The organism is Rathayibacter sp. PhB186, assembly GCF_003751825.1.
In the GTDB taxonomy this organism is placed as follows: Bacteria; Actinomycetota; Actinomycetes; order Actinomycetales; family Microbacteriaceae; genus Rathayibacter; species Rathayibacter festucae.
Window position 1 is genome coordinate 77,650 of the sequence record NZ_RJKO01000013.1, and the last position, 14,236, is coordinate 91,885.

Below are 14,236 nucleotides of genomic sequence, written 5' to 3' on the forward strand. Positions count from 1 at the left end.
GTCTCGTCTCTGAGAGGTGGTCGGGGAGGTCTAGGAGCGGAACGCGATGCGCGCCCAGTCGGCGTCGATCGTGCGGAGCGTCGCGGCGGGGTCGGAGCCGAGGGCGACGCCCTGGACGTAGTTCTGCAGCGGGATGTTCTGCGGCACGAGCTGCGAGGCGCCGAGGCTGAACGCCGCCCGGTCGTAGAACTCCTGCAGCTCGACGAGGGTGGGCTGGGTGACGGCGGGGGCGTCGGTGGTGACGCCGAAGGCGTTGTTGTCGGCGTTGTAGGCGTCGATGATCTCCGGCTGCATCAGGAAGGAGAGGAACTCGCGCGCCGCCGCCTTCTTGGTCGAGGCCTCCGGGATCCAGAGCGCGAGGTCGACGTTCACCCGCACGCGGCGCTCGTCCGGATCGTCCGTCATCGGCAGCGGGAAGGCGCCGATCGAGAGGTCCGGGGCGGTCTTCGCGATCTCGCTCAGCGCCCACGGGCCCTGGAAGTACATCGCCGCCTCGCCGTTCGAGAAGGCCAGGTTGCCGTCGCCGTAGGCACGGCTGGCCGCGTTCGGCTGCGCGTAGCCGGCGAGCTGCACCATCTGGTCGACGGGAGCGGCGAAGTCCTTCTCGAACGAGACCGGCGAGGAGGGGCCGACGTCGGCGCCCTGCTCCTTCAGCTGCGAGAAGAAGGCCTCGAGGTCGACGGTCCCGCCGACGGAGTAGTCGAACAGCCCCTGCGCGACCGTCCACGGGTCCTTGTAGGTGCCGTAGATCGGGGTGATGCCCGCCGCGGTCAGCGCGTCGCAGACCGCGAGGAACTCGGTCCAGGTGGTCGGCACCTCGAGGTTCTGCGCGGCGAAGATCTCGCGGTTGTAGAGCACCGCCGACATCATCAGCGAGTAGGGCAGCACGCTGGTGCGGCCCGGGTAGGACGCGGTCTGCTCGATCAGCGGCTGCAGGTCGGGGTTGATCCGCTTCGCCTCGGCCATGTCGGACAGGTCGCTCAGGGCGCCCCGCTCGACGAACCGCGCGACCTCGAAGTTGTAGTTCAGGCAGCCGAGGTCCGGCGGATTGGTGCGCACGAAGCCCGCCGAGAGGTTCGAGGAGAAGTCGTGCACGACCCGCACCCGCGACTGCGCGGCGTGGAAGCGGTCGATGACCTCGTCGAAGTAGCCGATCACCTCGGGCTTGGACTGGAAGAAGGTGATCTCGGTGACCCCGCCCGAACCGGAGGGGGAGGCGCAGGCGGCGAGGCCGAGCGCGGCGGCGCCGGCACCCGCCGCGGTGAGCAGGGTGCGCCGGCTGAGGGCGGTGGTGGTGAGGGGCACGTCGTCGTCTCCCGGGTTGCGGATAAGTTGCTTCGGTGACTAAATCTAGGTAATAAATCTAGTACGCGATGTACTGTTGCAGCCGATCCGGCCGACGTCAAGGGGAAGGGGGACGCGATGTCCGAGAGCAGGCTCTCCCTGAGCACCGGCTCGTTCCAGCGCCGGCGCAGCGCGCTCGACGTGCTCGAGCGCGCCTGGACCGGCGAGGCGGTGACCGCCTCCGCTCTGATCGAGCGCACCGGCCTCACCCGCTCCACCGTGATCGCCGTCTGCGACGACCTGATCGAGCTCGGCTGGCTGGAGGAGCTGGAGAACCAGCGCGCGGCCGGCGACTACGTCAAGGGGCGGCCTGCGCGCCGGTACGCACTCCGCCGCCGCGCGGGCGTCATCGTGGGCGTCGACGCCGGACAGCACAGCGTCGGCGTCTTCGTCGCCGACCTGCTCGGCGAGACCCTCGTGCGGCACGTCGAGCCCGTCGATCACGAGCGGGTCGAGGACCTCCCGCACGAGCGCCGCGTCGCCGACATCGACCGGGTCCTCGACCGCGCCCTCCTCCTCGCCGGCGTGACCGACGACGAGGTCCTCGCGCTGACCCTCGGCGTCCCGGCCCCCGTCGACGCGCTCGGCCACTCCCCCGCGGGCGACAACGGCTTCTGGGGCGCGATGAACCCCGGGCTCGTGGACCACTACTCCGGCCGCGGCTGGTCGCCGGTGGTCGACAACGACGCGAACCTCGCCGCGCTGGCCGAGGGCTGGCGCGGCGCGGCGATCGGCTGCGACGACTACCTGGCGCTGCTCTCCGGCGAGCGGCTCGGCGGCGGGATCGTGCTCGGCGGCTCGCTGCTGCGCGGCGCCCGGGGGCTCACCGGCGAGATGCGCTATCTCGACCTGGTCGAGGGCGTCGGCTCGGCGGAGGGCATCGCGGCCCTCGCGCGGACCTGGGCCCGCGAGGCGCTGGCCGTGGCAGGCCGGCCGGCGTCGCTCCTCGACGGAGTGGCGCATCCCGGGGCCGCCGAGGTGCTCGCCGCGGCCGACGCGGGCGATCCGCTGGCCGCTGCCGTCGTCGCGCGGCTGATCGACCGCCTCACCGCCATCACCGCGACCGTCGCCAACCTGCTCGACGTCTCGCTGATCGTCGTCGGTGGGGCGCTGGCCGCCTCGGCCGGCCCGCTGCTCGCGGCGGTCTCCGAGCGCCTGGTGGGCGAGGTGCACGCTCCGGCGCCGCAGATCCTGCCGTCGACGCTCGGCGATCAGGCGGTGGCGCTCGGCGCGGTCCGCTCGGGACTCGGGCGGGTGCGGGCGGATCCGCTCGCGCTGCAGCTGCCGAGCCGGCCGGTCGAGACCGCCGCGCTCGCCTAGGGGCCGCTAGCGCCGGAAGGCGCGGACGATGAGCAGCAGCGCGAGCAGGACGGCGACCGCGGCGGCCGTCGCCGAGGGCAGCGCGAGCAGGAGGACGAGCGCGCCCGCCGCGGAGACGATCGCGGGCCAGCGCGCGCCGGCGACTCCGCGATCCAGCCGGCGCAGGATCAGCGCGATCAGCGAGGCCGCGACCGCGAACGCGAGCAGGGCGTCGGCGTCGAGGACGACCACCGCGAGCACCGACACCAGGCAGACGGCGAGCTGACCGGCCGCGGGCACGCCCGTGCGGCGGTTGCGGTGGGCGAACGGCCCGGGGATCTCGCCCGTGTCCGCGAGCCGGACGAGCGCCGAGGCGTCGCGCCGGGTCAGGGCGACGAGCGCGAGGAGGGCGGCGAGCACGGCGGCGATGCCGACCAGGGCGGCGGCGGGGGTCCCGGCGGCGACCGCGGAGAGCGAGGCCGGGACATCGGCGAGCTCCTGCGGACCGACGAGCATCAGCAGCCCGACGCCGATCACGGCCGCCACGAGGGTCGTGACGCCGATCCCGAGCAGCGAGCGGCCGAGCGTCGGCGTCTCGCCGGGCGAGGCGGGAGCGAAGAGGACGAGCAGCAGGGCGGCCGCCGTTCCGGCTCCCTCCGCACCGCCGATCACCGTCTCCGACGGGGTCGCGACCGGGTCCGCGAGGGCGACGATCACGGCGGACGCCAGCAGGAGGAGCAGCACGAGCCCCAGGAGCAGGCGCGCGAGTCCGGGCGGGACGGCACCGCCGCGGAGCACGAAGAGGGTGGTGCCGACGATCAGGAGCACGGCGACCGGGCGCGCGCTCGCGCCGACGATCGAGTCGGCGGCGGTCAGTGCGAGGGCGGACGCCGCAAGGGCGCGGCCGGCGAGCCCGAGCCACTCCCCCGTCGGTCCGTCGTGCACCTCGCGGCCGGAGTCGGCGACTGCACCGACGACGGCCATCGCCGCCGCGAGCCCGAGACCGAGCAGCAGCCACCAGCCGGCCTCGTGCGCGGCGGGCGACCAGACCAGGAAGAGCGCGGCCACGGCGATCGACACCCGCGACAGCTCGGAGGCGCGCAGCAGACCCCCCGTCCGGGTCTGATCACCATGCATGCGCATTCACTCATGCTAGGGCGTCGGACGCTCCCCCGAGCGAGCCGAAGGCCGCCGACCGCGCACGCCCCTGCTGATCGAGCAGCCCGCGCAGCGGGCGTGTCGAGATCCACCACCGTCAGACGCGGGTCAGCAGACCACCCCGCGGGCGACGGCGGGTCTCGATACGCCGCTCCGCGGCTACTCGACCAGCATGTGGCGCGCGGAGCGCGGACGTCTCCGGTCGCGGCCTACGCGTCGCCGTCGAACATGGAGGTGACGGAGCCGTCGTCGAAGACCTCGTGGATCGCGCGGGCGAGCAGCGGGGCGATCGGCAGGATCGTCAGGCGGTCCCACTTCTTCTCCTCGGGCAGCGGCAGGGTGTCGGTGACGACGACCGAGTCGATGAACTCGGAGCTGAGCAGCTCGCGGGCCGGGTCGGAGAAGACGGCGTGGGTCGCGGCGACGACGACGCCGATGGCGCCGGCGGCCTTGAGCGCCTCGGCGGCCTTGGCGATGGTGCGGCCGGTGTCGATCAGGTCGTCGACGAGGAGGCAGACGCGGCCGCTGACCTCTCCGACGATCTCGTGCACCGAGACCTGGTTCGCGACCTTGGGGTCGCGGCGCTTGTGGATGATCGCGAGCGGCACGCCGAGCTTGTCGCTCCAGATGTCGGCGACGCGGACGCGGCCCATGTCCGGCGAGACGACGGTGAGGGTCGAGGGGTCGAGCTTCTCGCGGAAGTGCTCGAGCAGCACCGGCATCGCGAAGAGGTGGTCGACGGGGCCGTCGAAGAAGCCCTGGATCTGCGCGGCGTGCAGGTCGACCGACATGATGCGGTCGGCGCCGGCGGCCTTGAACAGGTCGGCGACCAGGCGGGCCGAGATCGGCTCGCGGCCGCGGCCCTTCTTGTCCTGACGCGCGTAGGGGTAGAACGGCGCGACCACGGTGATCCGCTTGGCCGAGGCGCGCTTGAGCGCGTCGACCATGATCAGCTGCTCCATGAGCCACTCGTTGATCGGCGAGGTGTGCGACTGCAGGACGAAGACGTCCCCGCCGCGGACCGACTCGCCGTAGCGGACGTAGAGCTCGCCGTTCGCGAAGGTGCGCCCCTCGGTGGTGACCAGCTCGGTGCCCAGCTCGTCGGCGACCGCTTCCGCCAGTGCCGGATGCGCCCTCCCCGAGACCAGGACCAGGCTCTTCTTGTTGCTGGCGGTGATGCCCGTCACTGTGCTCCGCTTCCTCCGGTCGCGCGGTCGGTGCCCTCGGGCTCCGACGCCTGGGCGGCCTCGGCGGCGGTGGCCGACGCGGTTCCCGGACGATGGGTCTGCACCCATCCGGCCATGTTGCGCTGCGGAGCGACGGTGATGCCGAGGGCTCCGGCGGGGATGTCCTTGCGGATGACCGTGCCGGCGCCCGTGTACGCTCCGTCACCGATTCTAACGGGGGCGACGAAGACGTTGTGCGACCCGGCGCGCACGTGCGACCCCACGACGGAGGACGCCTTGTTCACCCCGTCGTAGTTGGCGAAGATCGAGCCGGCGCCGATGTTCGACTCCTCGCCGATCGTCGCGTCGCCGACGTAGGAGAGGTGCGGCACCTTCGAGCCGGCGCCGATCGTCGCGTTCTTGGTCTCGACGTAGGTGCCGATCTTGCCGCGCTCGCCGAGCACGGTGCCGGGGCGCAGGAACGAGAACGGGCCGACCTGCGCCTGCGCGCCGATCACCGCGAGTGTCGCGTCCGAGCGCTTGATCACCGCGTCCTCGCCGACCTCGCAGGAGTCGAGCGTCGTGTCCGGCCCGATGATCGCTCCGGAGGCGATGACCGTCGGCCCCTTGATCTGCGTGCCGGGGAGGATCTCGACGTCGGGTGAGAGGACCGCGTCGACGTCGATCCAGGTGGTGGCCGGGTCCTGGATCGTGACGCCCTCGAGCTGCCAGCGGCGGACGATGCGGGCGTTCAGCTCGAGCGCGGCGTCGGCGAGCTGGGCGCGGTCGTTGATGCCGGCGACGAGCCAGCGGTCCTGCACGGGGACGGCCTCGATGGCGCGGCCGGCGGCCTTCAGCGCGGCGGCGGCGTCGGTGAGGTACTTCTCCTGCTGCGCGTTGTCGGTGCCGATGGCGCCGATCACCGCGCGCAGGGCGGCGGCCTCGAAGGCGTAGACGCCGGCATTGGTCTCGGTGAGCGCGAGCTCGGCGTCGCTCGCGTCCTTCTGCTCCACGATCGAGGCGAAGCCGCCGTCGACGCCGCGCACGATCCGGCCGAAGCCGGTCGGGTCCTCGAGCACGCAGGAGAGCATGGTCAGGGCGTTCGCCGCCGCGAGGTGCTCGTCGACCAGGCGGCGCAGCGTTGGGGCGTCCAGCAGCGGGACGTCGGCGCTGAGCACCACGACGGTCCCGTCGAAGTCGTCCGGCAGTGCGGCGAGGCCGAGCTCCACGGCACGGCCGGTGCCGGGCACCTCGTCCTGATCGACGACGAGGGCCGCGGGCGTGTGGTCCAGGACCGCGGCGGCGACCCGCTCGCGCTCGTGCCGGACGACGGTGACGACGTGGCCGGCGTCGAGCGAGGCGGCCGTGTCGAGGACGTGCGCCAGCAGCGGGCGCCCGGCGAGGCGGTGCAGGACCTTGGGGGTGCGGGACTTCATCCGGGTGCCCTGACCAGCGGCCAGGATCACCACCGCGAGCGTGCTGTCGACCATGGTGCGCGTGCTCCTCCGTCCGGCACCGGTGCTCGGTGCTCGAGCTCCGCCACCAGGATTCGAACCTGGACCGGACAGCTCCAAAGGCTGCCGTGCTGCCGTTACACCATGGCGGACCGCGCTCTCGCGCGCCGTCCATCCTGCCATCCGCCCGCACCCGCCGTCGCCGTGGCGTCCCCGTCGAGCGGCTCCCGGCGACTCCCGGGGCGCGCACCCGCCAGAATGGACGGGTGAGCGCGAATGACGAGGTGGACGGCATCGTCGACGCCTGGGTGCGCGAGCGGCCCGACCTCGACTTCACTCCCCTGCAGGTCTTCTCCCGGATGCGCCGGCTCGCCAAGCAGCTGGAGCGGGCGCGCGGCAGCGCGTTCGGCCGCTCGGAGCTCGAGACCTGGGAGTTCGACGTCCTCTCCGCCCTCCGCCGCGCAGGGGCGCCCTACCGGATGAGCCCGAAGCAGCTGCTCCAGGCGACGATGGTCACCAGCGGCACGATGACCAACCGGATCGACCGGCTGGTCGAGCGCGACCTCGTCGAGCGCCTCGACGATCCGAACGACGGCCGCGGCGTGCTGGTGCAGATGACGCCGTCGGGCCTGTCCCGGGTGGACGCGGCGATCACCCGGCTCGTCGACGCCGAGCAGGAGCTGCTCGGAGCCCTCACGCACGCGCAGCAGGAGCGGCTGGCGCAGCTGCTCCGCAAGCTCTCGCTCGACTTCGGCTGACTCCGCTGCAGAACATCAGCTGAGACGGGGGTCCCTCCCCCCACAGCGGAGGCACCCCCTTCTCAGCTGATGTTCTGCGCCGCGCTCAGCCCTCGAGCAGCTCCGACAGCTCCAGCCAGCGCAGCTCGAGCCCGGCCGCCTCGTCCTGGTGCTCGCGCAGCTTCGCGTTCAGGCCCAGGATGCCGTCGTAGTCGTCCGGGTCGTGGGTGGCCATCTTCTCGTGCACCGCGGCGGAGAGCTGCGTGAGCTTGTGCAGGCGCCGGTCGATCGCCGACACCTCCTTCTCGGCGGTGCGCCGCTCGGCGCCGCCGAGACCGGACGGAGCCGGAGCGGATGCGCCCGTCGAGCCGCCCGCGGGCGCGCCCTTCTCCAGCGCGCGGCGCAGGTCGAGGTACTGCTCCACACCACCGGGCAGGTGGCGGAACGCGCCGTCCATCACGGCGTACTGCTGGTCGGTGACCCGCTCGAGCAGGTAGCGGTCGTGCGAGACGACGAGGAGCGTGCCCGGCCAGGAGTCGAGCAGGTCCTCGATCGCGGCGAGCATGTCGGTGTCGAGGTCGTTGGTGGGCTCGTCGAGGATCAGCACGTTGGGCTCGCTGAGCAGGATCAGCAGCAGCTGCAGCCGGCGGCGCTGGCCACCGGAGAGGTCCTTCACCGGCGTCGAGAGCTGCGCGCTGGAGAAGCCGAGGCGCTCGAGCAGCTGCCCGGGCGTCATCTCCTTGCCGCCGATCGAGTAGCTGGTGCGCTGCTCGGCGATGATCTCGCGGACCGGCTGGTGCTGCACCTCGGTCAGCTCGCGCAGCTGCTGGTCGAGGATCGCGACGCGGACCGTGGTGCCGCGCTTGACCTTGCCGCTGGTCGGCTCCACACTGCCGGCCACGAGACCCAGGAGCGTCGACTTGCCGGCGCCGTTCACGCCGAGGACGCCGGTGCGCTCGCCGGGAGCGATCCGCCACTCGATCCGATTGAGCACGGTCCGCTCGCCGTAGCGGACGGTGACGTCGAGCAGGTCGACGACGTCCTTGCCGAGCCGCGAGACGGCCAGCTGCGACAGCGAGACGGAGTCGCGCACGGGCGGCTCGTTCTCGATCAGCTGGTTCGCCGCGTCGATGCGGAACTTGGGCTTGGCGGTGCGGGCCGGAGCGCCGCGGCGGAGCCAGGCCAGCTCCTTCTTCATCAGGTTCTGCCGCTTCGACTCCATGGTCGAGGCCATCCGGTCGCGCTCGACGCGCTGCAGGATGTAGGCCGCGTAGCCGCCCTCGAAGGGCTCGACCAGGCGGTCGTGCACCTCCCAGGTCGCGGTGCAGATCTCGTCGAGGAACCACCGGTCGTGGGTGACGACCGCGAGGCCGCCCGAGGTCGCGGCCCAGCGGCGCTTGAGGTGCTCGGCGAGCCAGGCGATGCCCTCGACGTCGAGGTGGTTGGTGGGCTCGTCGAGGAAGACGACGTCCCAGTCGCCGACGAGCAGCTTGGCCAGCGCGACACGGCGGCGCTGGCCGCCCGAGAGCGCGCCGACGACGCCGTCCCAGGGGACGTCGCGCAGCAAGCCGGCGATGACGTCGCGGGTGCGCGCGTCCCCGGCCCACTCGTGCTCCTCGAGGCCGCCGACGACGGCCTGGGCGACGGTGAGCTCCTCGTCGACGGTGTCGGCCTGGTCGAGCATGCCGAGCGTGACGCCGCGGCGGTGGGTGACCCGGCCGCCGTCCGGCTCGATGCGCTGGGCGAGCAGGCGGAGGAGGGTGGACTTGCCGTCGCCGTTCCGGCCGACGATGCCGATGCGGTCGCCCTCCTCGATGCCGAGGGAGACGTCGTCGAAGATGACCCGCGTGGGGTACTCGAGGCGGAGCGACTCAGCGCCCAGGAGATGTGCCATAGGGGCCGAGTTTACCGGGGGCCGCCTCCGCGGATCCCCACGGGCGGACGCGGTGCGCTCAGGCGACCGTCACGGTGCGCATGTGCCAGCCGGTCGCACCGTCGGGGGCGGGCGGCGCCTCGTCCTGGGTCTGCACCAGGCCCTCCGAGTCGGTGGCGCGGACCAGGACGACGTGGTCGCCGGCGATCGCGTCCCACTCGTAGACCCACTGGATCCAGGTGTCGGCCGTGACGGCCTCGGCGAGGCGCGCGGTCTGCCAGGCACCGCCGTCGATCTGGACCTCGACCTTCGAGATGCCGGTGTGCGGCGCCCAGGCGACGCCCGCGACCGCGACCGTGCCGGCCGGAACGGCCTGGCCCTGGCGGGGGACGTCGATCCGGGACTCGACCTTGATCGGGCCGCGCTCGGTCCAGCCGCGGGTCGACCAGTAGGCGACGTCGTCCTCGAAGGTGGTGACCTTCAGCTCGGTGACCCACTTTGTCGCCGAGACGTAGCCGTAGAGGCCCGGGACGACCATCCGCACCGGGAAGCCGTGCTCGACCGGGAGCGGCTGGCCGTTCATGCCGACGGCGAGGAGGCTGGCGCGACCCTCGTCGGTCAGCACCTCGAGCGGGCTGGAGGCGGTGAAGCCGTCGATGCTGCGGGAGAGCACCATGTCGGCGCCGACGGTCGGGCGAGCACGGGCGAGGAGCTCGCGGATCGGGTAGCCGAGCCAGAGCGCGGTGCCGATCAGGTCGCCGCCGACCTCGTTCGAGACGCAGGAGAGGGTGACGAGGTGCTCCTCGAGCGGGAGGGCGAGGAGCTCGTCCCAGGTGAGGGTGATCTCCTCCTCGACCATGCCGGTGATCTTCAGCGACCAGTCCGCCGGGTCGACGCTGGGCACGGAGAGCGCGGTGTCGATCCGGTAGAAGTCGTCGTTCGAGGTGACGTAGGAGCTGATGCCCTCGATGCTGTCGAGGACGCCGGTCGCGGGGATCGGCGCGGCGGTGGCGGCGGGGGTCGGCAGGACGACGGCCTCGCGGACCGCGGTCACGGCAGAGGCGGCGGCGGTGACGACGCGCGCGCCCACGCCCGCGACGACGGCGGCGGCGCCGGCGATGCCGACCAGGCGGAGGAAGGAGCGGCGGTCGGTCGAGCCCTGGGCGGGCTCCTCGTCCCAGGCGCGCAGGCGGGCGGAGGCGGCGCGCAGCACCATCGCGCCGGCGACCATGCCGACGACGCTCGGCGCGGCGTCGATGCCGGAGGCGCCCTCCCGGCTGACGGCCGCAAGGGCTCCGAGGCCCGCGACGGCGGCGAGGACCAGGACGCCGAGCGGCGTCTTGCGGTACTCGAGCAGCCCGGCGGCGATCGCGAGCAGGGCGACCGCGATCCCGAGGGAGACGAGGAGGACGAGCTTGTCCCCGGTGCCGAACAGGGCGATGACCGTGTCCTTGACGCCGGGCGGGACGATGTCGATCACGAAGCCGCCGACCGCGACGAGAGGGCTGCCGCCGGCGCCCGTGAAGACGGCGACGAGCTCGGCGGTGGCGAGGGTGACGGCGGCCGAGACGAGCCCGGTGAGGATCGCGAACAGTGCTACTCGTCTGGGGGCCATGAGCGGCACTCTAGGCCACGAGATCGAGCGTTCTCTGCGGACGGCGGGTAGGTCTCGATACGCCGCTGCGCGGCTACTCGACCAGCATGGTGAAAGCCGGTGCCCCGCACATGCTGATCGAGCAGCCCCCGCAGAGGGCGTCTCGAGATCCACCGTGTCCAGCAGGGCGGGTCTCGATACGCCGCTCCGCGGCTACTCGACCAGCATGGTGAAAGCCGGTGCCCCGCACATGCTGATCGAGCAGCCCCCGCAGAGGGCGTCTCGAGATCCACCGTGTCCAGCAGGGCGGGTCTCGATACGCCGCTCCGCGGCTACTCGACCAGCATGGGTGGGCCGCTGCGCCGCTACTCGACCAGCATGCCCCGACGGCATGCCTCAGGTGGAGAGGAGGCGGGCGCCGTGGACCGGGCCGGAGACGCGGACGGCGCGCAGGCGGGCGGACGTCAGCTCGAGCTGCAGGTCGAGCGCGGCGTCGGCGTCGGGCAGGAGGAAGGCGACCGTCGGGCCGGAGCCGGAGACCAGGCCGCCGAGGGCGCCGCTCTCCTCGCCGCGCTCGAGGATCCGCGCGAGGCCGGGCTGCAGGTGCAGGGCGGGCGCCTGGAGGTCGTTGTGCATCGCATCGGCGAGCATCGCGGCGTCGCCGGCCCGGAGTGCCTGCAGCACGTTGGGCTCGATGCTCGGCGTCGCGGAGATCGGCCGGAAGTCGTGCAGGTGCCGCTCGCGGTGGCGGTCCAGCTCGCGGTAGACCTCGGGGGTCGACAGGCCCTGCTCCGAGAGCACGAGCACCCACTCGAAGCGGCCCTTCGCGAGCGCGGGGCTCAGCTCGTCGCCGCGGCCGACGCCGATGGCGGTGCCGCCGGTGAAGGAGAACGGGACGTCCGCGCCGAGCCCGGCGGCGATCCCGAGCAGCTGCTCGCGGGTGCAGGCGGTGCCCCAGAGCGCGTCGCAGGCCAGCAGCGTCGCGGCGGCGTCGGCCGAGCCGCCGCCCATCCCGCCCGCGATCGGCACGTTCTTCTCGATCTCGAGGTGCACGCCGCCGCGGTAGCCGGTCGCCCGGGCGAGCGCCCGCGCCGCCTTGATCGCGAGGTTCGACCCGTCGACGGCGAGGCCGCGGGTGTCGATCGAGCCGGAGAACTCGACCGAGAAGTCGGGGGCGTCGCTCGCGCGGACGTCCTCATAGAGCGACAGCGACTGGAACGCCGTCGCGAGCTCGTGGTAGCCGTCCTCGCGGACGGCGCCGACCTTCAGGTAGACGTTGATCTTGCCTGGCGCTCGCGCGTGGACCCGGTTCGACGTCGTCGCGCGATGGGCCATGCGACCACGCTACAGGGTGGCGGAGCCGCGCTCGTCCGCGGCGGGAGCGCTCTCGTCGACGGCCTCGTCGGCATCCTCGTCGGCGCTCTCGCCGTCGTCCTCAGCCCCCGTGGCGGCCGGCACCGCGCCGCCGCGCACCGGCACCCGCGCCGGGTCGAGCGCCCGGCCGAGGGCGGTGAACGCCGCGACGTCGAGCTCCTCGCCGCGGGCCGTCTGCGGCACGCCGGCCGATTCGAGCGCGGCGATCGCGGCCGTGCTGTCGCCGAAGAGCGCGGCGAGCGACTGGCGGAGCATCTTCCGCCGCTGCGCGAACGCCGCGTCGACCACCGCGAAGACGGCGCGGCGCAGGGTCTCGTCGCCCGGCTCCTCGCCGCGCTCGAACGAGACGAGGACGCTGTCGACGTTGGGCACCGGCCAGAAGATCTGCCGGGACACGGTGCCGCCGGTCGTGAACGAGCCGAACCAGGACGCCTTGACGCTCGGGCCGCCGTAGATCTTGGAGCCCGGGCCGGCCGCGAGGCGGAGGCCGACCTCGGACTGCACCATCACCACGCCGGAGCGGATGCTCGGGAAGTGCTCGAGGAAGTGCAGCAGCACCGGCACCGAGATGTTGTACGGGAGGTTCGCGACGAGCCGCACGGGCTCGCCCGGCAGCTCGAGCACCTTCATCGCGTCCGCGCGGATCACGGTGAGGTCGGCGGCGGGCGCCATCAGCTGGACGGTGCGGGGCAGCTGCTCCGCGAGCCGGCCGTCGATCTCGACGGCGACGACCCCGGCGCCGGCCTCGAGGAGGCCGAGGGTGAGCGAGCCGAGGCCCGGGCCGATCTCGACGACGCTCTCGCCGCGCTCCACGCGGGCGAGCTTGACGATGCGGCGGACGGTGTTGGCGTCGTGCACGAAGTTCTGGCCGAGCTTCTTCGTCGGCGTGACGTCGAGCAGCTGGGCGAGATCGCGGATCTCGGCGGGTCCGAGCAGCTTCGGGACCGCGACCTCCTCGGCCGCCGCCTCCGCCGCGTGCCGGCCGGTCATGCCAGCTGCCCGACCGGCTCCGACGGCTCAGAGCCGACCTCGCCGCCCCACTCGCCGTAGACCTGCTCGGTGTTGGAGGCGATCGTGGCGGCGAGGTGGCCGACGTCGGTCTCCAGCGTCGCGGCCATCGAGCGGAGGGTGTGCGGGATCAGGTAGGGCGCGTTCGGGCGGCCGCGGAACGGCTCCGGCGTGAGGTACGGCGCGTCGGTCTCGACGAGGATCAGGTGCCGCGGAGTGGCGACCAGCGCCTCGCGCAGCGACTCGGCGTTCTTGAACGAGACGGTGCCGGCGAAGGAGAGGTACCAGCCCTCCTCCGCGCACATCCGCGCCATCTCGGCGTCGCCGGAAAAGCAGTGGAAGACGGTGCGCTCGGGGGCGCCGACCCGGCGGAGGGTCTCCATCACCTCGCGGTGCGCGTCGCGGTCGTGGATCTGCAGCGCGGTGCCGGTCTCCTTCGCGATGCGGATGTGCTCCTCGAACGAGCGGAACTGGGCGGCGCGGCCGCTCTCGCCGGTGCGGTAGAAGTCGAGGCCGGTCTCACCGACGGCGCGCACGCGCGGCTGGGTGGCCAGCTCGGCGATCACGGCGAGGGCGTCGTCGAGCTCGCCGCGCTCCTCGAGCGCCGGCGCCTCGTTGGGGTGGATCGCGACGGCGGCGAGCATGCGCGGCTCGGAGGCGGCGCGCTCGGCCGACCAGCGGCTGGTCTCGACGTCGGTGCCGACCTGCACGACGCCGCGGACACCGACCGTGGAGGCGCGGTCGAGCTGCTCGCGGTAGTCGAGCGGCTCGAGGCCGTCGGAGATCTCGAGGTGCGTGTGGTTGTCGTAGACGGGGACGACGAGCGCCTCGGGCAGCGGCGGGTACGTCAGGTCGCGGCCGGACGTGTTCTCACGGGCGCGGACGTGCTGGCTGTCGGTCATGCGTCCAGGCTACCGGGGCGGGGCGGCGGGGCCCCGGATGGTGGATCTCGAGAGTGCGCGCCTGCGGACGGTGGATCTCGATACGCCCGCGCAGCGGGCTACTCGATCAGCATGGAAGAGCGCCCCCGCAGGGAACGCCCTCGCCTGCTGGTCCGGCTGTTGCCGAAGTGTCGGCCCACTCTGCTGGTCGAGCAGCCGCCGCAGGGGACGTATCGAGACCCCGCGCCTGCGGACGGTGGATCTACTTGGAAAGGGATGGTGACCTTTCACGCGGTTCTGGGGGTGAGGGTGACGTCGTAGCCGAGGGTCGCGAGGGTTCGGAGGGCG

The 14,236-nt window shown here is 72.9% G+C and carries 11 protein-coding genes and 1 tRNA gene; 2 read left to right on the forward strand and 10 right to left on the reverse strand.

Going from position 1 to position 14,236, the window contains the following annotated elements; all coding sequences use genetic code 11:
- Positions 1–30: 30 nt before the first annotated feature.
- Positions 31–1,305: an ABC transporter substrate-binding protein gene (locus EDF45_RS20705; protein WP_123737730.1), complete on the reverse strand. Its 1,275-nt coding sequence runs from the start codon at positions 1,303–1,305 to the stop codon at positions 31–33.
- Positions 1,306–1,422: 117 nt separating this feature from the next.
- Between EDF45_RS20705 and EDF45_RS20710 the strand changes: the two genes are divergently transcribed.
- Positions 1,423–2,664 carry an ROK family protein gene (locus tag EDF45_RS20710; protein WP_123737731.1) on the forward strand — a complete coding sequence of 414 codons (1,242 nt, stop codon included), beginning with the start codon at positions 1,423–1,425 and terminating at the stop codon, positions 2,662–2,664.
- Between the two features lie 6 nt (positions 2,665–2,670).
- Here EDF45_RS20710 and EDF45_RS20715 read toward each other — a convergent pair whose 3' ends face one another.
- The 4 genes from EDF45_RS20715 to EDF45_RS20730 form a co-directional block, all read right to left on the reverse strand.
- Complete coding sequence (locus EDF45_RS20715) at positions 2,671–3,780, reverse strand: hypothetical protein (protein WP_148070857.1); 1,110 nt, start codon at positions 3,778–3,780, stop codon at positions 2,671–2,673.
- A gap of 230 nt (positions 3,781–4,010) precedes the next feature.
- Positions 4,011–4,988, reverse strand: a complete 978-nt coding sequence (locus EDF45_RS20720; protein WP_123447631.1) for a ribose-phosphate diphosphokinase — start codon at positions 4,986–4,988, stop codon at positions 4,011–4,013.
- Positions 4,985–6,457, reverse strand: a complete 1,473-nt coding sequence (gene glmU, locus EDF45_RS20725) for a bifunctional UDP-N-acetylglucosamine diphosphorylase/glucosamine-1-phosphate N-acetyltransferase GlmU (RefSeq protein ID WP_123737733.1) — start codon at positions 6,455–6,457, stop codon at positions 4,985–4,987. The genes EDF45_RS20720 and glmU overlap by 4 nt, the downstream gene beginning before the upstream one ends.
- A 44-nt stretch (positions 6,458–6,501) precedes the next feature.
- A tRNA-Gln gene (locus EDF45_RS20730) sits at positions 6,502–6,573 on the reverse strand.
- A 114-nt stretch (positions 6,574–6,687) separates the two neighbouring features.
- Between EDF45_RS20730 and EDF45_RS20735 the strand changes: the two genes are divergently transcribed.
- Positions 6,688–7,179 carry a MarR family winged helix-turn-helix transcriptional regulator gene (locus EDF45_RS20735; protein WP_123447633.1) on the forward strand — a complete coding sequence of 164 codons (492 nt, stop codon included), beginning with the start codon at positions 6,688–6,690 and terminating at the stop codon, positions 7,177–7,179.
- Positions 7,180–7,264: 85 nt separating this feature from the next.
- Here EDF45_RS20735 and EDF45_RS20740 read toward each other — a convergent pair whose 3' ends face one another.
- From EDF45_RS20740 to EDF45_RS20760, 5 genes are all read right to left on the reverse strand, one after another.
- Complete coding sequence (locus tag EDF45_RS20740; protein ID WP_123737734.1) at positions 7,265–9,052, reverse strand: ABC-F family ATP-binding cassette domain-containing protein; 1,788 nt, start codon at positions 9,050–9,052, stop codon at positions 7,265–7,267.
- Positions 9,053–9,110: 58 nt separating this feature from the next.
- A complete protein-coding gene (locus EDF45_RS20745; RefSeq protein WP_123737735.1) occupies positions 9,111–10,646 on the reverse strand; it encodes a molybdopterin-dependent oxidoreductase in 1,536 nt (511 codons plus the stop codon).
- Positions 10,647–11,021: 375 nt separating this feature from the next.
- Entirely contained in the window at positions 11,022–11,960 is a 939-nt protein-coding gene (locus EDF45_RS20750; RefSeq protein WP_123705149.1) for a 4-(cytidine 5'-diphospho)-2-C-methyl-D-erythritol kinase, read from the reverse strand.
- A 9-nt stretch (positions 11,961–11,969) separates the two neighbouring features.
- A complete protein-coding gene (rsmA, locus tag EDF45_RS20755; protein ID WP_123737736.1) occupies positions 11,970–12,989 on the reverse strand; it encodes a 16S rRNA (adenine(1518)-N(6)/adenine(1519)-N(6))-dimethyltransferase RsmA in 1,020 nt (339 codons plus the stop codon).
- On the reverse strand, positions 12,986–13,909 hold the full coding sequence (locus tag EDF45_RS20760; protein ID WP_123705150.1) for a TatD family hydrolase: 924 nt from the start codon (positions 13,907–13,909) through the stop codon (positions 12,986–12,988). The genes rsmA and EDF45_RS20760 overlap by 4 nt, the downstream gene beginning before the upstream one ends.
- Positions 13,910–14,236 lie beyond the last annotated feature (327 nt).

Coding starts and splice junctions, on each gene's coding strand:
- EDF45_RS20710 (WP_123737731.1), top strand. CDS start 1,423: ATGTCCGAGAGCAGGCTCTCCCTGAGCACCGGCTCGTTCCAGCGCCGG.
- EDF45_RS20760 (WP_123705150.1), bottom strand. CDS start 13,909: ATGACCGACAGCCAGCACGTCCGCGCCCGTGAGAACACGTCCGGCCGC.
- EDF45_RS20745 (WP_123737735.1), bottom strand. CDS start 10,646: ATGGCCCCCAGACGAGTAGCACTGTTCGCGATCCTCACCGGGCTCGTC.
- EDF45_RS20715 (WP_148070857.1), bottom strand. CDS start 3,780: ATGCATGGTGATCAGACCCGGACGGGGGGTCTGCTGCGCGCCTCCGAG.
- EDF45_RS20750 (WP_123705149.1), bottom strand. CDS start 11,960: ATGGCCCATCGCGCGACGACGTCGAACCGGGTCCACGCGCGAGCGCCA.
- glmU (WP_123737733.1), bottom strand. CDS start 6,457: ATGGTCGACAGCACGCTCGCGGTGGTGATCCTGGCCGCTGGTCAGGGC.
- rsmA (WP_123737736.1), bottom strand. CDS start 12,989: ATGACCGGCCGGCACGCGGCGGAGGCGGCGGCCGAGGAGGTCGCGGTC.
- EDF45_RS20740 (WP_123737734.1), bottom strand. CDS start 9,052: ATGGCACATCTCCTGGGCGCTGAGTCGCTCCGCCTCGAGTACCCCACG.